Here is a 22,124-nt window from a genome sequence, read left to right on the forward strand (position 1 = left end):
AGTATTACTGAATATTCCAGTTCTTATATGGCTTTATTGCCAGGTTTGAATTGGAATATTTTTTTTCATGGGTCACTTCTGTATCCACCCAGTCGGGAAGGGAAAACGGTTCATTTTCATCGGTGAGTTCAATTTCAGCAACGATAAGTCCTTCATTGTTTCCCAGGAACTCATCTACTTCCCACAGCTTGTTGTCGTGCGTAATAAAGTATCTTATTTTGCTAAGTTCTGAATTGCAAAAATTGTCGAGTAGTTGTTGGGCATCTTCTTTTGGAATGGGATATTCATACTCAGTTCTGGTAGCACCAACGGTGAGGCCTTTAATAGTTATAAAACCAGCTGAATCAATAAGGCGTACCCGGATCGTTCTTTCGGGATCAGACACAATATAACCCTGGCGGAAAAATGATCTTTCTTCTTTTATTGCCTGGCTCCATTTCTCTTTATTGACCAGGAACTTTCTTTCTATTTCAACCCCCATAACTTTTTTGCAAATCTAATTCTTTAACTCCTTCAATTTTTTCACCGCGGCATCTTTGGCGTCTTTGTCGCCATGCTTTGCAGTAAGCTCAAAATACCGGATGGCATTGAGCTTATCGCCTTTTCTTTCATACATGTTGGCAATGTTATTTAAAACTATGACATCGCGGGGCATGATCTTTTCGGCCTTCAGTAAGGCATCCAGCGCCCGGTCATAATCGCCCTGCAGGCCATAAGTGATGGCCAGGTTAGAAAGGCTTTCTACATGGCGGGGGTAATATTTCAGCACAGCCTGTGCTATGCGGCGCATCCGGTGTAACTGATCATCGCCTGCATCATATAACTGAACTACATATTCCTGAATGGTGCTTAACAAAAAACGCTCAGCATCTTCAACCGGTTTATTGTTTTTCCAACTCCATTTATTCTTTAACTGGTTGCTTGTTTCTATCGTCTTTAAGATCTCGTTGGTGAAGGCTTCATAATTTTCCAGTTGTCCCAACACATAGATCTTTCCAAAACGCATATCGAGCCGCGCGGGCCAGGTGTTAATGCCGGAATCAATATATTGAAAGCCTTTCTGCAACAGGGTACTGTCAAAATCTATATCCTCTGCCAGGTATCCTACGGTGTTCAAACCGGCGCTGTCCTTTACCTCAAGGGATTGCAGTCCATTGGTTGAATCGGTTAACGCAATTACTTCCCGGCGGCTGGCAAAAAAGTAGTAATTAAAATAAGCGATGAACAATTCTGCGTCATTGGGATTGGCTTTTTGCCAGTTATGCAGCAGTTGTAACTGGGCGGCGGTATCCCTCTCTTTCAATACCTTATCGAAATCAGTTGTAAACCCTTGTGGAAAGGTTTGGCTACCAATAAGTAGCAAAAAGAACGCGAGTAAATGTTTAGGCATTGCAGGTTGTTGGGGTGCGCCAAATCTACAAATCGCCGATAAATAAACATATTATTTTTTGTAAATGGTGCGAGTTTGTCGACGAGCAGATGGAATTCGGAGTAATTTCCATCTTTGAATTACCAGGCTTTCCATATTTACAACAAAGAAGTATCCGGCTTTACATTATTCAGCATAAAGATGTGCCGTTTTACACAATAAGGGTGACATATTGTGGTGTTTCCGGAAAGGGCCGCCCCAAAGTTGCTAATTATGCCGCATATGTTATAAACTATGGGGCACTTGTTGCAAACTATGGGACATTTGTTGTGAACGATGGGGCGCTTGTTGTAAACGATGGGGCGCTTGTTGTAAACGATGGGACACTTGTTGTAAACGATGGGGCACTTGTTGTAAACGATGGGGTGCTTGTTGCAAACGATGGGGCGCTTGTTCGCAACTTCTTGTGGAAAGTTTTTAAGGTTGAGGTGAAACTTCAAAACATTGGGGTCAAAGTTGCGAACATTGGGGCGAAAGTTGCGAACTTACGTCTCATCGTTAGCGACTACTTCCATAACCTTATATAGAAATAAGGCGGCATAACCAACTATGCAACAAAAATAAAAAAACCCGTTCAATCATTACCTACCCTTCTGCAGGAAATAATGAATAGCGCAAATAGCATTCGCACAATGCCCGCTCCAATGCGTATCGAAATTCCATTTGAAATCCCAAACCGCATTTTGCTTGGCATCGGATGATTTTAAACCGTATAACAACAGGGACTGCTTCAGGTATTTATAAATAGCGCCCAGGTCTTCATACAGATCACCATATACTATGTCGGTGTCTTTTTTCTTTGCAGTGGGATCAAATACATACCAGTAATAGCGGTAATCCCATAACCGGTCGGCTATAAAATGGAGGGACTTTTGAAATTCGAGTTCGTCGAGTTTTACATCAAACTTCTTATCGCTTTTCTCTTCCATCAGGATCATACAGTTTCCCAGGTTATACAGGGAAAGCAAATGATTTTGTGAAAGCAGAATGAAAGTTCTTGGGGTTTCGGCTTCATATGTTTCAACAAAGGAACAATACTTCCTTGCGGCGTCAATGAAGCTGGTAAACTCATTTGTCGCGATAATTTTGGACACTAATATCTTGTCAGAGAGTGGCAATGTGTTCTCAATAGCGGTTATTAAATAATGGTTGCTATTGAAGTATCCAAAAATGATGCCTGATTATTGTATATGTAACACTAAAAACGTCACCTGTATTGTTATTCAACGGGCTACTTATAATTACAAAAACACATTGGTATATTTCGTGACTACCATTTCGTTATTCTACGATTCAAAATAGTGAATATACTGTTTCGCTTTTACAACTGCATCAGTTGTGTGGCACCTTCCTTTACCACATATTTCTTCTCCTTTTCCCCATTTTTTATGGTAATCCCCAGCTTGCCGGCTCCTGCCCTGTTCACTATTATATCAAATACATTTCCAAAAGCATGCATATTTTTCAAAGCCATCCGGTCCCAGCCATTTGGTAACCTGGGCGTACACTCGAAACTGTTAAAACCAACCGGCCGTATGCCAAACAAACCTTCGGTATATATTCTGCAATACAAACCGCTTTCGGCCGATAAATGCCGTTGATTGCCTTCGGGATATGCTTCTACCGCATATGGAACATGTTCGCCTAATAATCTTCTTTTTGAGTAATACCGCAGGAATTCCATGGCCTTCTCCGTTTCACCGGCAGCCAGCACACCACGTAATGCATATAGTGTAGAACGGTCCCAAAACGTTGTATTGCCGGCCAGGGAAGCCAGTCCATCTGCTGTCCACAAACGGGGTGAGAACAACGCCGCAATAGTGCCTGCTTTTCTTTCAAACAGGCCAACCGTCAATGGCGAACAGATCCAGGCGCGTAAGGTATCGTTGCCTTCATAATAGCGATAGGTATTAAACCCTTCTACCGTAGCGCCAAAGAACTTTTCAATATTTGTACGCATGGTTTGCGCTTCGCTGGCATACTGCGTGGTTTGTTCTTTAGGCGCATTCAACAATTTGCCCAACATTGATGCAGAACGAAGGGCGTCATAATATAAGATGCTGGTATTTAAATTGGCCCTGCCTGCAGGGAACCGTCCTTCCAGCTCATCGCTGTTACTGGCCACCACCCCGTTCTCATTGAGCTTTCTTTTTAAATATTCCAAACACCATTCGATCAGCGGCCATAGTACTTTGGCTGAATCTTTATTACCAAATGTCAGTGCATAGCGTGAAGCGCCATAAGCAATCATGGCCATATCGCCACGGTCTCTGGCCCCATGCCAGGTGGCGTCGCCTTCGGCAATGATGGAGCTTGGAATGGGATTGTACGCATCATTCATATAGCGGGCAAACCAGCGGTAAGCATTCATCGCCGACTTATTACCCGTTTCATCGCCCAGCATGGCAAAAAACGGATTGATGTATTCGGCCTGGTCATTCGCCCAAATAGCGGCATAATAACGTAAGCCCCCGGGGCCATGCAGGTAACCGCCTTTTGTTTTGTAAATGCTTTCTGTGGCCCTGATCTTCGCAAAAGAAAATGCGGTGTTCAGAATAGGGTCGGGTGTTTCCATTTGCATCAGCGATAAAATATTATTCAGCCGCTGTTGCCTGCTGTTCAACTCATCATTTATTTTGATCGATGCAAGTGGATTGTTCTTATCGATAGCCTGATACAGCAATGCGAATTGCACCGAATCGCCGGGCGCTACCGTTTTCAGTCCTTCATTCACCGTACTCACTACAAAACTGTGTTGCACCGGTGTGGTGCGCTCTTCGGCCGGACGCACATCGCGGTACAAATATTCCATTTCAATTTTTACGGGTTGTTTACCGGTATTGGTGAATACCCATTTTTCAATAGCTACCGGTTTATCTACTGAAGGGAACAGCGTTCGCTGCAGGGCAATCGTTCCATCCTTTCCTACCACACTGTTAAGCTGTAGAATACCTTTCTGCCGGATGCTTACCACCTTTTCAGGCAGGTTGTCGGTAGCTGCTGCATTATAAACTCCCGCTTTTAACAGGCGGTCGTTGATCAGGAACCGCGGCAGTTCATTGTCTGTAACATTGTACATCATGCTGGCAATGGTACGTACCGGTAATAACCTGAAGGAGGGGAATACCATGGTACGGTTTAAGGAGGGTTGTCCGTCGCTACCCACACCATACTGCACCCACAGCGACACCTTCTCCCCGCTCATTTCAACATGGTCATTATGTGGCAGGCGGTTATCAATGGCCCATTCAATACTGCCATCGGTTGTTATTCGCCAGCGGTCATTTTGTTCGGGCAGCATCGATAACTGCGCATGCGTTGAAGTAATGATACCGAGGAAAAATAGTATGCAAGCAGGCTTCTTCATGAGACTATAACAATTGTATTCTTATAAATTAGAAATTCTTAAGGCAGTACAAATTCTGCCAAATAACCGCCGCCGGGCGCCAGGTCAAGCCCGATGGTGTCGCCGGGGGCATAGGTCCTGTTTTCAACCAGCACACGGTCTCCATTGTCACCATCATCTTTTACTACTGTCGTTTTATACGTTCCGGTTTTCAAAAAACGCAATGTAATGGATATTTTTTTAGGAACTGTTCCATTCATAACAGCCACAAACCAGGTATTTCCCTTACGGCGGGCATACGCTGCCAGCTCCCCGATCTGTGATGAGGGCAAAACGATGGTTTCGTCCCACACAGCGGGAATATCTTTAATAACCGCCACAGCGGGATTGGTGATAATACTGGTGGGATTGGCCGCATACGTAAGCAACGGCGCGCTGAGTATGGCGGCGCTGGCCATCTGATGCGTTACCGTGGTATTTCTTTTGTGATCATTAAACAGCATTACGGTATATTCTGCCGGTCCGGCAAGGAAGCGGGTGAATGGGATCGTGGTTTCATGCGTAGCCCGGTCTTCCAGCTTGCTGCTTTCCATTCCCTTTACCGCTTCACTGGTAAGCGCATTGGGCCAGGTACGCAGCAAACCCGTGGGTTTATTGGCGCCATGAAAATCGAGCAGTAAATGATTTTGGGCCGCTTCCTGCAATATGGCTGTATAGAGATCGATGGTTTCTTTGGCCTCATGATCAAAGAAATCGATCTTTAAACCGGTAACGCCAAGGTCATGACATTTTTTAAAAAAGGCGGTCCTTTCATTGGCGTCACGAAGCGATTTTGAATGTTTCCATAACCAGATGCCTACTTTTTTCTGGCGCGAATAATCGATGAGCTGGCGCAGGGTATCGCCACCCCAGCGCGCCCAGTAGCCCTCGAGGATGTTATGCTCAAAACCCAGTTGCGCCGCATCATCTGTAAATTTTTTCGCGGCTTCAAATGACCCGGGGCCACCGCCATCGAGGTACTTCCATACGGCCCGCCCGGGAACGATCCAATCGGTATGAACGCCTTGCGGAAACAATGTTTTATCGGGGGGTGCACATAAATTATGTACCATATCACTATTCACCATGGCGTTCAGATCGCTACCGACAATCACTACCCGCCACGGTGTTGTTATGGTTCCGCTTATAGCTGCAGGCTGTTGCAGGCGTAACGTATCTTCGGGGCTATATCGCAGGCGATAAGGATAGGAAGGCCGCTGATGTTGCGTCAACCTGATCTGCAATCCGCTTTTTCCATTCGCCTGTAATGCCATCCCCGGATAATTCACCAGGTTGGCTTCGGTAATTGCTGCATAATAACCCTGCGGTAATTTGAACGTGGCCGGTGGCGCCACCCATTCACCCGCCTTCACCTGACTGATCTCTTTTTTTACGTGCACGCCTTCATAATGCATGTCGAGGTCATGATACCAGATGGTGCTGCCGGCTGGTAAATTGAATACGGTTGCTTCATCAGGAATGCGGCTGATAGTAGCAGCCGCCGGCATGATCATCCTGAATGCCACACCATCATTATACACCCGGATATCGAGCGTATCGGTACTGCCCTGGTGTTGCAGGGGGATCTTTGCACCCTTATAATTGTTCACCGCTGTGGCATGTACACCCAGCCAGGGATACTGTTCGTTTAGCTGATACCATTGCACGCTCTTTATATTCACGGTGCCAGCCACTGCTTTATCATTCAGCAGCATCACCAGGGTTGAGCTTTCTACAACAGGTACATTCTTAAACAAGACCGTGTATTGAAAATTGTCGTCGTGCAATGACAGCCGGAATTGAATTTGTTTGTCGGGGCTGCTTATTAAAATGGAAGCATCCGGCAATGCTTTAGCTACGGAAATCAAACACAACACACAACCGGTGAGTAAGATCTTTTTCATATAGCCAGTAAGGGAAAGTTTCAAAGAATGCAATCAACAACTATTTGCCCTTGGTACCATTTCCCCAATTGGCAAAACATTCAGCTATTCTTACCACTTCCCTCCCCTTGCGCTCTTACAAATGCCCGGTTGCTTTTTGATAATTCAGTTTTGCCAGCAAATACTCATATACGCTTTTTACGTAATTCTGTTCTGCGGTATTGAGCGATCTTTCGGTATCGAGCAGGTTGCTATATTGAAAAGAACCCAACGCATACTGTTGCTTTTGATTTTCATAAATACGTTTCGACAGCTCATAATTGTCCTGAGTGGTTTGCATGTTATGCCAGGCATTGTTCAGTGATGCCAGGGTCTTTTGCACATCATAGGCTATATCGGCTTTCTTTTGTTGCAAATTCAGGTTGGTTTGCTGAACTTTAAATGCATACTCCTGCTTTTTGACCTGCTTCTTTAAAACCGGCGTAATAGGCATGTTCAATTTTATACCCACATAACTAAAGGGCGCCCACCATTTATTTTCGGTATACGCAAATTTCCCGTTCAGGAATTGCTGTGAATAATTGGCAAAAAAGGAAACGGTGGGTAACCATTCGCGGTTGCTTTTTTGCCATAGCAGCGCGTTGTTCTGTTGCTGTAGTTGTATTTCTTTTATTTCGGGTCTGTTCCCGGCCAGGCTGGCAGCCTCTTCAACAGCCGCGCTATTTTTTGAAGCCAGCGAATCGGTTAACACCAGCGCAGTTGAGGCAGGCACATTCAACTGGTATTTCAGATAATCTACCGCCAGGTCATAATTCTGCTTTGATTGCTGCATTTGTACCTGTGCATTCTGAAGATCTAACCGGGCGCGCAGGTAATCATTTTCTATCAATGCGCCATGATCATATTTACCAGATGCGAGTTCATAGTAATCTTCATACCGCTTTTCAATGCCGGTAGCGGTACGTAATTGTAACTGGTTCAATAATACATTCAGATAAGCTTCACTGATCTGTTGTTTTATATTGATCTCCTGTTCCCGGTTCTTTTCCTTTTGCAGGTCAAGGTTGTTTTGCGCAATTTTTATATCGGAAGTAAGGGCCGGTTTATAAATGGGTTGAACCAGGTCGAGCCCGAATATGGTCACATTTTTTGCGCCCAGCGCCAGCAGTTGCGCTTTATCAAATCCGCCGAAACCGGCCGGTATCATGGTTGCCTGTAATTGTGTATTGTACCGCATATTACCCGAGGCATTTATCTCGGGCAACCATTCCTGCCTGTTCTTACTGATAGCGTTTTGCGCCAGTGATACATCATACTGACTGGCTTGTATATCGTACCGGTTTTTCAATCCGGTGCTGATGGCCTGTTGCAGGCTTAATGATAAGGAATTATTTGTTTGAGCAAAAGCAGCGGTTGCCATTGCTGTTATCAATAAGAGAAATATCTTTTTCATTTGAATGAGTCTTTGTGTTTTATCAATGCGCGTCGGCTATTACTTCTTTCTTCTTCTGTCCTTTTTTATACCTGATCATTAAGATCACGGGCACACAGATCAATAAGGTGTATGCCACAAACAGAAAGCCGTGATTATAGCTAACCAACAATTGTTGTTTGGTAAGCGAATTGTCGAGTAAACGGTAAGCTGCACCGGTGGCTTCGTAGGTATCGTACCCCTGGTTGATAAAGAGTTGTATAAATGCCGCCAGCCTGTCGGTACTTTCACTATTAAATTCACTGATGTTCCCGGTCATATTACCGCGTACAAATGCATTTTCATGATTGATGTAAATATTCATTAGCGCTACTCCAATGGCGCCGCCCAGTTGCCGCAACATATTCGATAACCCAACAGCCTGCGCCAATGTTTTACCTGTTAAGCCGGCCACGGCCAGGTCCATTACCGGCATGATCATCATCACGGTGCCAATGCCCCGGATTATAAAGGGCCAGAAGAAATTGCTGGCTGAAGAATCTGGTGAAGAATACGACATGATGACCAGGAATAGCATGGTAAGGCTTAGTCCTGACAAGATCACCACTTTTGGGTTCACCCCGGCCTCCAGTAATTTTTTAGCCAGCACCATTCCCACAATGGCTACCATGGTGCCAGGTATCATAAAAGCACCTGTTTGAGTGGCCGTCCAGCCCAACGCTATCTGGGTGAATAATGGAAATACGAACAGGGTACCTATGTTGATGATGCCTACTACCAGGTTCATCAGGCTGCCCATGGCCAGGTTAAAATTCCTATACAACCTGAGGTTCACGGCAGGATGATCGATACTCAATTCCCTGATCACAAACGCAACAAGGAAAATGATGGCGGCTATGAAGAAACGGGTAATGTCAGCGCTTTCGAACCAGTCTTTGGCAGTCCCTTCTTCCAGTACATATTGCAGTGAGCCTATACCAATTACCAGGAATAATATTCCCCACCAGTCGATCAATGGTTTCTCTACGCCTTCCAGATCGGGCACAAAACGCCAGGATAATAATGAAGCAGTAATGCCGATGGGAATATTTAAAAAGAAGATCCAGTGCCAGGATAAATGATCGGTGATGTACCCGCCCAATACCGGACCAAAGGAGGGACCGAGTATAATGCCCAGTCCAAAGATGGTAATACCGGTCATTCTTTTTTCGGGCGGAAATGCATCCATGATAATGCTTTGTGCGGTTGATAACAATCCACCACCGCCCAGGCCCTGCACAAAACGCCACAACACCAGGAACCATAAGTTGGTCGACAGGCCACATAACAGCGAGGAAATGGTGAATACCGCTACAGAGGCAGTAAAATAGGTCTTACGGCCAAACAGGTTCGATAACATGCCCGAAAGGGGTATCACGATCACATTGGCGATGCTATAGGCGGTGATCACCCAGGAAATTTCAGTGGTGGTGGCGCCAATATTCCCACTGATCTCGCGCAACGATACGTTCACGATGGTGCTGTCTATCAACTCCAGGATGGCGCAGGAAATAGCCGTGATGATCAGGATCCATTTTTGAGCGCCAACCGGATATTTTGGCGTAGATAAGGCTTCCATTGTTATAAGGTTTTGACTTTTACAAACGCACTCAGGCCAGGATACAGACCGGTCGGTATGTTTTGGGGGCTAAAAAGATCCATCCTGATGCGTACCGGAAAACGCTGGGTTATCTTAATGAAATTACCGGTGGAGTTATCGGGCGGCAGCAGGGAGAATTTTGCTCCCGTAGCGCCGGCAAAGGATTCTATTTTCCCCTTTGCAGTTACGCCGGGCATAGCATCTATTTTTATTTCCACTTCCTGCCCGGGCCTGATGCTGTTCAATTGGGTTTCTTTGAAGTTGGCGGTTACCCAAATGTGTTTGGTATCGATCACCGCGCACAGGGCTTGTGCGGTTGAAACATACTGGCCTGTTTGCACTGTGCGCCTCGTTACAATGCCATCGAATGGCGCAATGATATAAGCGTGGTGCAAATCATCCAACGCTAAAGCCAGTTCTGCTTCCCGTTGTTTTACCAGGGCCTGAGAAGCGGTGATCTGGTGATGTGCGGCATTGGCGGTAGATTGCAGGCCAAGCGAAGTAGCTGCTACAGATTGTTGCCTGCTGATGGCCTGGGCATAATCGGCCCGGGCAACCTGCAATTTGTTTTGCGCCGCCTCATATTGCTCCTGCGTGGCGCCTTTTAATTTCAACAGTTCGGTAATACGGTCAAACTCCTGTTGCGCCCTTTCTGCATTGGCCTTTGCAATAACAATGGTTTGCTCGCTGCCTTTTGAATTCTGGAAGGATGCATTGGCGTCTTCCCTGCTGGCCAGCGCTTTGATATCTGATACACTTAAATTGGCTTTGGCATTTTCGAGCACGGCTTCCGCCTGTTTTACTTTTGCCTGAAGGGCAGTGGTATTGAACACCATGAGGGTATCGCCTGCTTTTACGGTTTCATTATCGGCAAACCTGATAGTTTCGAGGTAACCGGTTATACCCGATCGCATGGATTCTATATTGCCATCTATTTGAGCATTATCGGTTGTTTCATAACCGGTACTGCTTTTCCAGTACCAGGCGCCGGAGCCGGTAACCACCAAAATGACTATGGCGGCAATTAACCCCTTTTTCTTTTTTTGTTTCATAGTTAAAATTTAAACAGGTCAAATAAAACCGACCATTCGGTATGTTTATAGATAAAAAAAATATCAGCCTTTCAGTGCATTGTATAACCCGTCCCAGATCGACTGCAGTTCACTTTTAAATTTTTCCATTTTCTGCGCACTTGGATCGCTCATGATCAGTTGCATGCCTAATCCATCGCCTGAATAAATAAACAGCTTGGCTATCTGCTCATCGGTCATGGTAGTTTTAATTTCACCGCTCTTTTTTGCGATGTGCACGATCTTTTTCCAGTATTTCAGTTCTTCCTGGTTATTATCCAACAACTTTTTCTTGTAGGAAGGCAGCATTTTCATGGCATCGAAAATGAGGAAGTAGTGATTGGTTGAAAATGTTTCCTCATTATTATCAGTGCGCAGGTTTTTGAATGACCGCATCTTGGCGATCGCATCCTTTATATAATCCTGGTAAAACTCTTTTAATGTCTCAAAGGAATAACTTTCAAAATTTTGCTTTATGCCGGCTGCAAAGAAATGGTCCATCACCTCTTCAAATACCTGTTCCTTGCTGCTGAAATAATGATAGAACGCCCCTTTTGAGAGCCCCGTACGCTCCACGATCTCTTTCATGGTCACCTCTTTGAAGTTCTTTTGGAGGAACAACATAAATGAGGCATTCAATATATGTTCTCTGGTGTCTCTGGCGTCGCTCATAAAACCGACCGTTTGGTATGTAAATGTAGAACCGGTTTCTGAATTGTCAAAGTTTTTTTTAAAAAAAAGAGGTAAGAGACGGGTAAGGCGCACTTTACTGTGTTGCCAATCAGCCCGGCCAGGCGCTTCTGCCTGCTGGCAGCTCGTGGCCGAAAATAAATTGACCTGTAAGGCGCCCGCTCAAATGAAGCTCCTTACAGGTCAAATTATGATCCTGGTAAATTACCGCAACCACGCCGTAGCGCACCATAATATGGGCGCCTGTCCATGCAGGTCACCGATATTCCGTTTGCGATCGAGGTAGTATTGCCGGTCGTTCTTTTTATTGGTGCCTTCGCACACATCACGCACGTCGCTATTTGCATCAATATAGGCGATCAACGCCAGCCAGCCTTTGCGGGCTGCTTCACCATAGGTAGCCGCATCGAGCCAGCCATTCTTTACACCGGTGATCATGGCAAAGGTGAACATCCCGGTGCAGGAAGTTTCGGGCCACGATTCGGCATCATCGATCAGCTGCCGCCACATGCCGCTTTCTGCCTGGTATTTCAACAAAGAGGCCATCATGCTCTTATAACCTTTCATAATACGTTCGCGGTTGGGATTGTCTTTCGGCAATGAGCGAAGCAGTTCTGCCATACCAACGGCCATCCAGCCATCTCCCCTGCCCCAGAAATACGGTACATCCGGTGCATGATAGAACAACCCATTGGGCTTTTGTAAAGAATCAAGATATAATACCATTTCGTTTGCGGCTCTTTCAATATACTTTTTGTCGCCGGTTGCGCGGTATGCCTGTGACTGCACAGCGGTGATCATGAACATATCATCGATCCACATACGGGTTTGCCAGGTAAGGCCACGGTCTAAATAACCCTGTGACTCGGGTTTTACATGGGGGCCCTCCGGAGTGCCCCATTGCTTATCGGCAATGCGCTGCCCTATTTCGAGGTAACGCTTATCTTTTGTTTGTATGTATAACTCCAATGGTACTGCGCCAAATACTGTATAGTCAACATGAATTGGTTTGGGGATCAGGGTATCCTGTGCGCCAAACAACGGTTCAAAACGTTCGGCCAGTTTTTTCACCAGTTCTTTATCCCGGGTTTGTTTGGCAAAGGTGAGCGCGCCATACCAGGTACAGGTTTCGGGATAGGTAATAAATTTGGGTGGCGTTGAACGGCCAAAATTCGTATGCGGTGTTTGCACAAAGTGTTCGGCCACCCGCTTGCCTACTTCCTGCGGCGATGTACCGGCCGGCCATTTTGAAAAATCGGTCTTTGCTTTTTTTGATTGTGCCTCACAGTCGCCCGGATGCAGTTGCGAAATACCAACTGCCAATACCAGGCATTGAATCGTTTTTTTCATGTACGCTGTGTTATTTAATATTATAATGCTGAAATGTCAACTTTCCGGTAATAGATCTCTGCGCCTTCCGACTGTATCAATATTCTGCCTGTGCGCAAACTGGCATCGGTTCCTTCATTCACCACCTCTCCATTCATAATGTGTGTGCATTTGCCTTTTTGCGCAATGATCTCTAACCGGTTCCATTCACCGGTTGGTTTTTCATTATCTTTCTTTTTTGTGATCCGGGTATTTTTGGTGGCCTGCGTGCGGGCTCCATCTATTACAAGGGTAACACTGTCGATGAGCCAGAAATCGCCACAATCGCCTTCCTGTATCTGGCATTCTATTGACCTGGGCCATACCCGGTCGCTGTCAACCACGTAATACAGGATACCATTGTCGCGCACCCGGTTTTCGCGGGGCGGATATTTCTTTTCGCCCCATTTAAATTCAACCGTTAAATGAAAATCGGTGAACTTCCTCTCCGTAACAATATAGCCGAACTCCTGCCCGGTGATGTGCAGCAATCCGTCTTTCACAGAAAACACCCCGGCCGAATCGTTGTTCTTTCCCCGGTTCTTTATAAATGAATACCAGCCGGCGAGGTCTTTCCCGTTAAACAATGACTGCACCTTTTGGGCATTGGCATTGCCAACAAATATTACCGCCCATAAAAGAATAAGATATTTCATAGTCCTACTTTTTAATGGTTACACGTTTTACATCGCCCCGTACGGTTAATCGGGGATGAATGACCACAGCGCGGTACTGATATTCCTTTCCTTCTTCACCCCCGGGTAGTAACCGGGTGAAATTCCCTGCTTCACGTATATATACCGGCGTTGTTTTGAGCCAATCCTTGCTGTACAGGTTTTCGGCAAAACCGGCATAGGGGCGGTATTCAAAATACACCTGCAACGAATCGGCATTTCCTTTCTTTATTAACCGGCCATTCAATTCAACGCTCCCATTGCTGCTATTGGCGATGCCGGTTTCAACCTGGGGCGGGTCAAGGGCCGGTTCTACATTTTCCAGCTTTACGGTTATGGGATTGGGCCATTTATAATTGTCATATACCCGTTGCGCCTTCACTACCGAAATATGTAATCCATCTTCTTTTTGTTCAAAGCGCGAATGCACATCGAGCTGATTCGCATATTCGGTCACCTGATCGTTTTGCCCCAATACACTGATCCTGGTTGTTGGCGTTGCTTTTACCGAACCCAGCACAAATTCCTTCCGGTCGCCTTTTGCCCAATCGGGCTGGCCGGTAATAACTGTAAATACCGTCTTTTTATCTTTAGAGGCAGTGAACCACAGGTTGTCTTCATTGGTAACGATCCAGGGCCGCACGCTTTGTATCGCTTCCTGGTTAATGAAATTCCAGGCAGCCATTTCGCGCAATTCGGTTTCGAGCTCATAGGGAATATATCCATCAGGGTGAGGTCCTACATTCAGCAAAAAGTTACCGCCTTTTGCCCTTGCCTCTACCAGCAGTTCAATTAACCGGCCTGCTGTTTTTATATTATCATGCGTTGGTTTGTAATTCCATTGGGTGCCCATAGTTACACAGGATTCCCACAACTCATTTAATGCAACGCCGGGCAATGTTTGCTCAGGCGTGTTGACGGCGCCGCGGGTGATCACCACATCGGGTTGCAGCTTCCAGGCCACATCACGACAGGGTTCTTTTGGTTCGCCATCAATAAAAAGTACATCAATTTTGCCAAATAGCGTGAACAATTCAGTAGTCTGTTTTCGCACCAGGTCGTCATAAGCCGCAGTTGTCGCTTTGTCGAACTGCATATCGCCGCGTTTGATGAGAATTTTATGATCGTATAAAAATTTGAAATCTTCAGGCGAGTAATACAATCCAACAGCGAGGCCGGCCTTTCTTATTCCTTCAACATATTCTTTTAACAGGTCCTTTTTATAAGGTGTATTGGTGATCTTAAAAGCGGTGGTCTTCGTATCCCAGAAACAAAAGCCAGCATGGTGCTTGGCCGTGAACACAACATATTTCATGCCTGCCAGTTTCGCCAGTTTGGCAATGGCTGCCGGGTTAAATTGAGCCGGATCGAATGTCTTTGGCAGTTCATTAAAATATCTTTTCAGATAATCATCTGAAGCGCCTACCAGGGAATGACTGATCGTAATGCCCAACTGCGCATCTACATTAAAATGAATGAACATGCCAAAACCCAGGTCGCGCAACCACTCCTGGCGAGCCGGCTTGTTCTTATTTGCAGCAAAACGGTTATCGCTTTCTTCTTTCTGCGCATATAAATAATTCCCTATGCAAACCAGCAAAATGACAAGCAATTTCTTCATATGAATAATCTGTCTTAAAAAATGCGGACAGGGTGAGTGACCTTTGAGATGGGCGCAATTTTTAACTTCATGAACAAGGCACCCACCCTGACCGCTCTTCGACTCAGCTCAGCGCAAGCTCGTACATAACAAGCTCACCCAGCGCTTAGTTCCACAATGGGAAATACAAACTATTATTATACGGATCGCCGGTGGTGGTAGCATCTATCTGCGCTTGGGGTATCGGCCGCAACACATGTTTGTCGATAATATTGGCCGCTGCTTCTTTATTATGCATCCTTACTCTTTGTAATAATTTACCGGTGCGCACCAGGTCCCACCAGCGTACGTTTTCACCGCACAATTCGCGGGTACGTTCATCAAGAATAAAATCCTGCGACAGGTCAGACGCAGTTATATCCATGGCGGTTGCATTGCCTGTTGGATAAGCAGCCCTTTCCCTAACGGTATTTATGTATTTTACTGCATCTGCTGTATTGCCGATCATAAAGGCAGCCTCTGCAGCCACCAGGTAGGTTTCGGCCAACCGGTAAGCGATCACGGGTCTTACTGAAGGCGAGTTCAGATCGGCGCGTTTTGTATCGAAATATTTCATCATGGTTGCCGAAAGGGTATTATCGTATTTACGGGGCGGAACCAACAGATACGGGGTAGCAGCTATTTTTGCATCGGTAGCATCAACACCCGGCATATAGATGGCCGTATCGCCCAATTTAAATTTCGGTTGTCCGGAAACGGCACCCGCGGGTGCGCCTGCTGGTAATGGACTGGGCCATACGGGGTATCCCTTGGGATCGGGATTATTGGCATACCATACTGTTTGAAAAGTTTTGCTGTACCGCGTGTCATTCACTCTTTCTTTAAAAGCCGTATCGGTTAACCAACGGGTGGGGGTGCAGCGAATATAAGGGCGGCCGTAAGCTGTACTGCGGATCATGCCCGGTCTTTTTTCATATTGACCCACCCACATATGATTTAATACGTTATCAGCACTGTAGCTGGAGACGCCGCTGTTGTTGGGTCCATTATACGCTAAATTCGAGGTGTGTTGCACAGCCCACAGCACTTCCTCATTGTCTTCATTGCCTTCAGCAAACACTTTACTAAAATCTGTTACCAGGTTCAACCCAAGCGTTGCGCGGCTGTTGATAAGACCAACGGCTGTATTATAAGCATTCTGGTAATCATCGGCTTTTTTTACAGCTGATCCGGCGCGGGTGAGGTATACTTTTGCCAGCACATGTTTGGCTGCAGCGGCCGTTGCCTTGCCCGGCAATACACCCGAACTTTTTGGGCCTGCAGGCAATGCAGCGATGGCATCAGTAAGGTCCTGAATAATGGAATTATAGGTATCTGCCAGCGGATCGCGTTTGGCAGCAGTAGTGGCTTCAGACTGAAAATGCAGATTAAGGGTAACATCGCCCCAGAACTGCACCAGGATAAAATAATAATTCGCACGCAGGAATTTGGCTTCCGCAACCATGCTGGCCTTGGTAGCTGCCGGCAGGTCGGTTTTATCGGCATAGTCGATAATACCATTACAGGTGTTGATGAAAATATACGCGGCCTTCCAAAGTGTGGTAGTGGTGCTGTGTGTGGAAGTATAACTATACAAATTAATATCGCTGTTGCCGTCAACGCCCCGCTGAAATTCATCGGTACCAATTACCGTAACGGTGAACAGTTCCTGTGCACCCCAGAAATTGCGCATACCCGCATAAGCAGCATCCAACCCGGCCTGTAAACCCTGGCTGGTTTGAAAAAATGAAGGAACAAGTATTGAATCAGGCTTTTCTTCCAATTTCTTGTTACAACCGGTTATAGCAATCAGTAACGAGCTGCAGTATATTAATAGCTTTTTCATAAATCTCCTTTTTGTAGTAATAATTAAAACGACATATTAACACCAAAGATCAACGACCAGGTAGGCGGCGTATCAACGCCCACTGTCCCTGCACCTTCAGGATCTATACCACCGGCCCTGCGGTAAGGTGAAAAAAGAATAAACGGATCTGAAGCGGTTGCATATACGCGAAAGTTCTTCGCTTTGATGGCTTTTACCAACGCCGGGTCAAGGTTATAACCCAGGCTAATGCTTCTGATCTTCACAAATGATCCGTCGAAATAGCCCATTACCGAGCGGTTCAACGGGTTGGTGGCGCTGGCATTTGCCTTGGGATTCCAGGGCTCGTTATTCAATGGCGTCCAGTAATTCGTTTTTACATTATTATATGTTCCCTGATAGGTATTGGCGAATCCGCCTCCATACAGGTCGCTTTTCATAGTATAGCCCCATCTGGCAAAAGCAACCACTGTCAAATCAAAACCACGGAAACCAAAACGCTGGGTGGTACCGCCTTCCCATCTGGGCTGACTTGTTCCTACAACCATGCGATCGTAGGTAGCATCAATTTTACTATCGGGTTTTCCATCGGGCCCGCTTAAGTCGGCCACACGAATGGTGCCTATTACAGATGAATTGCCCGACACCGATAAGCCCAGCGCTTTTGCAGCGGCAGTATCTGCTGAGTTGTTCTGCCAAATGCCTAAACGTTTATAATCATAATATACATCCAGGGGTTGTCCTACAAACCAGCCGTTGGCGGCGTCTTTGGTTACCCCGTTTGCCAGTGCGGTTATTTTACCGCGGTTCACGAAAAAGTTGAAATCGCTCGTCCAGCTGAAATCCTTGCGCGATTGTGCCTGTATGTTTGTTGTATTGATATGTACCTCAATGCCCTTGTTCTCCGTTTTGCCCACATTGGTTACAATAGCTGTAGGAATACCTGAAGTGGGCGGTAAGGTTTGCGGCAATAACAGGGAGTTGGTGAATGCTTTATATACTTCCACCGAACCGGTGATACGATTGCCCAGCAAACCGAAATCAATACCCAGGTTGGCTGTTTTGGTATACTCCCAGGTCAATGTGGGGTTAACCGTAGAACTGAGATAGGCACCGGTCACCATGTTGCCGCCATAATTATATACGAGTCCCGATAATTGTCCGAGCGTTTGATACGCATTGATCGATTGCTGCCCCACGCTGCCATAGCTGGCCCTGAATTTCAGGTTGCTGATGGCAGAGATCCCCGACATAAAATTTTCGCGGCTTACGTTCCAGGCAAACGCAGCTGAGGGGAATGAATGCCATTTATTACCATCTGCCAGTCGTGAGGAACCATCGGACCGCAGTGTCAATGTTAACAGGTACTTATCATTGAAACTGTAATTCACCCGGCCCATGTAGGAAATGATGTCTGCTTTGGAAGTTCTGCCATTTCCTTTCAGGTTGCTCCCATAGGTGGGGTTATTCCAGGTCAGGTAATCGGCCAGAATATTTGTATTATCAAACTGGTTGAATAAACCACTTACTTCCTGCAAGCTGTACAACCCCGTGAAATTTATTTTATGTTTATGGGCAATGGTAGCATCATAAATCAGCAGGTGCTCGAGCGTATAGTTATTCGACATACTATCCCGGTTCGAAGAACCTGACCCACCCTGGTTAACGCGGAAACTTGTTTTAGCTGAATAAAAATTTCCATACACATCCGATCTGATCTCTGCACCGGCATTTAATCTGTATTTCAGTCCCTTGAACAGGTTCGCTTCCAGGTATAAGGTGGTAAACGTACCCAATCGCCTCCTGCTTTCTACTGCTGCACCGGGAATAAGGTCTGCCAACGGGTTCCAGACCTGGTTGGCGCTTCCAGGAACATAATCATTCAGAATGTTGCCGGCACTATCGTAGGGTGAAGCCAGGGGACTGGCCCTGAGCGCCTGCGCCATGGGGTTAGCACTTTCCCCTTTACGCACCGAGTAGGTGTTCAGCGAGTTCAATCCTACTTTGAAAATTTTTCCCAACTGCTGGTCTACGCTTAATTTAACAGTATACCGTTCAAAACTCTGGCCGGCGTAAATACCCGTCTGATTGAAGTAGCCGCCTGAAATGGCATATTGTGTTTGATCGGTTCCGCCCGCAACCGATAGCTGGTGATCGGTAATAATGCCGGTTTTATAGATCAGGCTTTGCCAGTCGGTATTGCGGCCGTTCTTTAAACCTTCCACTTCTGCAGGATCAAACACGCCATTGGTTAAAAACTGCGGGTCATCGAGACCGGTATATTTTCCCGGATTGGCAATGATATTCGCCCATTTTTTCAGATCGGTAAACTCAGCGGCGTTCATCATGGGGAATTCTTTTGTTAACCGGCTGGTGCCCACATAACCGCTATAGGAGAATACGGCTTTGCCGGTTCTGCCGCGTTTTGTCGTGATCAATATAACGCCATTGGCGCCTCTTGAACCATAGATGGCAGTAGAGGAACCGTCTTTTAATATTTCTACCGAGGCCACATCATCCTGGTTGAGATCATTGATGCTGCCATTGAAAGGAATACCATCCACCACAATCAATGGGGAATTGCTGGCACCTAACGATCTTGAACCCCTGATAAGGATACTCGGCGTAGCGCCCGGTTTACTGTTGGCGCCGCTGCGCTGAATATCGATACCTGCACCCTGCCCCTGAATGGCTGCAGCCAGGTTAGAGGAAGGGATATCTTTGATAGATTGTTCGTTGATAGAAACAATAGAACCGGTAACATCTGACTTACGCCGCGTACCATACCCTACTACGATCACCTTATCCATTTCAAGCCTGTCTGAACTCAGGGAGATGCCCAGGTCCAGCTGATCGGTTCTGCCAACCTTAATTTCTTTATTTATATACCCTACCATGGTAATGGATAGCGTACTGTTGGCCGGTACTGAAATTTGAAAACCACCATCGGCCTTTGTGGTAGTTCCTATAGAAGTTCCTTTTATAATCACCGAAACTCCGGAAAGCGGCTCACCGCTCTCGCTCTTTACTGCGCCTTTAATAGTAACGCTTTTTTCAGTAGCCGGTTCCTGTGCATGCAGTAGGGTGGGCAGCAACAGGGAAGTACAAAAAATACAAATGGTCAGGAATGCTTTATGGGGTAGTCGTCGTTCAATAGAAGCTTTTAACATACAGCAAAATTTAACTGGGTGATGAATAAACAATCGTCGTGCATAACCATGGGCAGGGTTAAACGGCAGGTGGGGCTTTATCATGAATTATATTCTTTTTCATAAAAGCAATTGATTTGGTTATAGAATGAAACAGGTGGTATTTTATTGAATAGCGGGTCCGGTATTAGCCGGCAGCTCACTTGTGTCGAGCGCTTTTTTTATGCCCGGAATTTTGTTTTTTCCAAGCTGAATGTCTTTGCTGTTGCTTTCTGCTTTAACCAGCACCGCGGCCCTGCCTTTTACATCCATATTGCTGATGCGGGCCTTCTCCACATTTTCGAGTCGAATGACCGATGGGGCTCCGGAGGTTTCAGGGATCTTCCAGCCGCTGAGCTGAATATCTTTTCCATCTTCACATATAAAGGCCGGCCGCCTGTCGTTGCTGTCGAGATGCAGGGTAATATTCAGGAGTTTTATACCCTTTACATGACGCGCCCAGATGCCATACGCCGGCACCAGCGGGCCAAAGGTCTTTACCTCGGGATATTTATCAACGGCCTCGGGTACCTGCTGGCGGGCATGCTCAACGGTTCCACCCCCGGCCAGGTTTAATTCAATATTTTCAAGCGTGAGGTCAGTAACGTAATGACCGGGAACACCGGTAATAAGAATACCTGATGGCGGCATCAACTGGGCATTGGCCGCGGCCTGTGCTTTTACATTCTTTATCACCACATTTTCCAGCGTACCGGTTGGCTGCTGGCTGTCTTTCCCTTTCCTGAATACGCTTAGCCGCGATCCCAATCGTATGAGCATGGGAGTGCGCACATTCACCATAGTAATGCCTGAGATATTCACATTGCGCAAATGCGCGCCATCGACCGTCAATAATTTTATACCGCCGTTGTTGGTGTCATAGATATAGCAGTCGGAGATGTTGATATTCTCAAATGGGGCCATGGATTCGGTACCCATTTTTATGGCGCCCTGGTTGCTTTTCAGACGCATACCGGTTACCACAATATTGCTGCAGGCCATTTTGCTGGAAGTGGTCTTGAAACAAAGCGCATCGTCGCCGCTGAAAATATCACAATCTTTAATGTGTACATCCTGGCAGCCATCTATATCGATGCCATCATTGTGCGCCACTCCATGGCTTACAATTTTTACTTTTTCAATGTGTATCTGTTTGCTTTGGAAATAATGGGAAGTCCACGCAGCTGCATAATTGAGCGTTATGCCTTTTACCGTAACATTTTCACAGCGTACAATGCGTAATAAGAACGGGCGGCGCCCCCATCGCTGTGATTCGGGCCGCGTATCGGTAGCAATTTGCAGCTCTTTTAATTGGGCGCCCTGTCCGTCAATGGCGCCTTCGCCTTCAATGCCAATATTTTTTGCATCTACAGCCACCAGTAAGGCCCAACCTACATCAATACCAAGCCCCTCGGTAAATGGATCAATGTTCTGATAATCTTCGAGATTGGTACTGCCCAGCAGCCGGGCGTCTTTGTTGAACTGCAGCGTAACCTGGTCTTTTATTACAATGGTACCCGATAACCAGGTGCCAGCCGGGAAAATCACTTTGCCCCCACCCTGTTGATGGCAATCGTCAATGGCCTTTTGAATAGCCGTGGTATTAAGTGTTTTTCCATCGCCCACGGCTCCGTAACGGGCGATATCAATATCAACACACGGCGCTGCATGCCCCCCTATTATACTGATCAGGAAGGCTATCCCCAAAGCAAGTTGTTTCATATGCATCAGTCAGTGTTTCCAGCACAAAAACATAGCTGGTTTTCCTAATGCAAGCAACCAATTATTACAACAGACTTTTTACCATTAAATCGCCATTCATTCAACAATATTGGCAGAAAAAATTCCCGGGAACGATTGCGTAAAAAAATCGGAGGCAACACGAAGGTCACCTCCTTTAAA

At 46.2% G+C, this 22,124-nt stretch carries 16 protein-coding genes; 1 reads left to right on the top strand and 15 read right to left on the bottom strand.

Features of this window, described 5'->3' with window-relative positions; all coding sequences use genetic code 11:
• Positions 1-4: 4 nt before the first annotated feature.
• Both A3860_RS12530 and A3860_RS12535 read right to left on the bottom strand, forming a co-directional pair.
• Positions 5-481: a CYTH domain-containing protein gene (locus A3860_RS12530; RefSeq protein ID WP_081147043.1), complete on the bottom strand. Its 477-nt coding sequence runs from the start codon at positions 479-481 to the stop codon at positions 5-7.
• Between the two features lie 15 nt (positions 482-496).
• A complete protein-coding gene (locus tag A3860_RS12535) occupies positions 497-1,390 on the bottom strand; it encodes a tetratricopeptide repeat protein (RefSeq protein ID WP_081147044.1) in 894 nt (297 codons plus the stop codon).
• Between the two features lie 89 nt (positions 1,391-1,479).
• On the opposite strand from A3860_RS12535, the gene A3860_RS12540 reads away from it, so the two are divergent.
• On the top strand, positions 1,480-1,956 hold the full coding sequence (locus tag A3860_RS12540) for a hypothetical protein (protein ID WP_143774066.1): 477 nt from the start codon (positions 1,480-1,482) through the stop codon (positions 1,954-1,956).
• A gap of 54 nt (positions 1,957-2,010) precedes the next feature.
• On the opposite strand, the gene A3860_RS12545 is transcribed toward A3860_RS12540, so the two are convergent.
• From A3860_RS12545 to A3860_RS12605, 13 genes are all read right to left on the bottom strand, one after another.
• The gene (locus tag A3860_RS12545) at positions 2,011-2,523 is read right to left on the bottom strand and encodes a DUF5063 domain-containing protein (protein WP_158085221.1); all 513 of its coding nucleotides are present in this window, start codon (positions 2,521-2,523) and stop codon (positions 2,011-2,013) included.
• 227 nt (positions 2,524-2,750) lie between these two features.
• Positions 2,751-4,796, bottom strand: coding sequence for a glucosidase family protein (locus tag A3860_RS12550; protein ID WP_081147047.1), 2,046 nt, complete (start codon positions 4,794-4,796; stop codon positions 2,751-2,753).
• A 38-nt stretch (positions 4,797-4,834) separates the two neighbouring features.
• On the bottom strand, positions 4,835-6,718 hold the full coding sequence (locus tag A3860_RS12555) for a glycoside hydrolase family 97 protein (RefSeq protein ID WP_081147048.1): 1,884 nt from the start codon (positions 6,716-6,718) through the stop codon (positions 4,835-4,837).
• Positions 6,719-6,833: 115 nt separating this feature from the next.
• Positions 6,834-8,150 carry a TolC family protein gene (locus tag A3860_RS12560; RefSeq protein WP_081147049.1) on the bottom strand — a complete coding sequence of 439 codons (1,317 nt, stop codon included), beginning with the start codon at positions 8,148-8,150 and terminating at the stop codon, positions 6,834-6,836.
• A 22-nt stretch (positions 8,151-8,172) separates the two neighbouring features.
• The gene (locus A3860_RS12565; RefSeq protein WP_081147050.1) at positions 8,173-9,747 is read right to left on the bottom strand and encodes a DHA2 family efflux MFS transporter permease subunit; all 1,575 of its coding nucleotides are present in this window, start codon (positions 9,745-9,747) and stop codon (positions 8,173-8,175) included.
• A gap of 2 nt (positions 9,748-9,749) precedes the next feature.
• Positions 9,750-10,820 carry an HlyD family secretion protein gene (locus A3860_RS12570; protein ID WP_081147051.1) on the bottom strand — a complete coding sequence of 357 codons (1,071 nt, stop codon included), beginning with the start codon at positions 10,818-10,820 and terminating at the stop codon, positions 9,750-9,752.
• Positions 10,821-10,883: 63 nt separating this feature from the next.
• Positions 10,884-11,510, bottom strand: a complete 627-nt coding sequence (locus A3860_RS12575; RefSeq protein WP_081147052.1) for a TetR/AcrR family transcriptional regulator — start codon at positions 11,508-11,510, stop codon at positions 10,884-10,886.
• Positions 11,511-11,732: 222 nt separating this feature from the next.
• Positions 11,733-12,878, bottom strand: coding sequence for a glycoside hydrolase family 88/105 protein (locus A3860_RS12580; RefSeq protein ID WP_081147053.1), 1,146 nt, complete (start codon positions 12,876-12,878; stop codon positions 11,733-11,735).
• Positions 12,879-12,898: 20 nt separating this feature from the next.
• Positions 12,899-13,552 (bottom strand): 3-keto-disaccharide hydrolase, encoded by a 654-nt coding sequence (locus tag A3860_RS12585; RefSeq protein ID WP_081147054.1) that lies wholly within the window; start codon positions 13,550-13,552, stop codon positions 12,899-12,901.
• A 4-nt stretch (positions 13,553-13,556) separates the two neighbouring features.
• On the bottom strand, positions 13,557-15,191 hold the full coding sequence (locus A3860_RS12590; RefSeq protein WP_081147055.1) for an alpha-L-fucosidase: 1,635 nt from the start codon (positions 15,189-15,191) through the stop codon (positions 13,557-13,559).
• Positions 15,192-15,336: 145 nt separating this feature from the next.
• Positions 15,337-17,055 carry a RagB/SusD family nutrient uptake outer membrane protein gene (locus A3860_RS12595; protein ID WP_081147056.1) on the bottom strand — a complete coding sequence of 573 codons (1,719 nt, stop codon included), beginning with the start codon at positions 17,053-17,055 and terminating at the stop codon, positions 15,337-15,339.
• 23 nt (positions 17,056-17,078) lie between these two features.
• The gene (locus A3860_RS12600; RefSeq protein WP_081147057.1) at positions 17,079-20,204 is read right to left on the bottom strand and encodes a SusC/RagA family TonB-linked outer membrane protein; all 3,126 of its coding nucleotides are present in this window, start codon (positions 20,202-20,204) and stop codon (positions 17,079-17,081) included.
• A gap of 144 nt (positions 20,205-20,348) precedes the next feature.
• A complete protein-coding gene (locus tag A3860_RS12605; protein ID WP_216823424.1) occupies positions 20,349-21,944 on the bottom strand; it encodes a glycoside hydrolase family 28 protein in 1,596 nt (531 codons plus the stop codon).
• Positions 21,945-22,124: the final 180 nt, after the last annotated feature.

Origin of the sequence: Niastella vici (assembly GCF_002077945.1) — a bacterium.
Lineage (GTDB): Bacteria > Bacteroidota > Bacteroidia > Chitinophagales > Chitinophagaceae > Niastella > Niastella vici.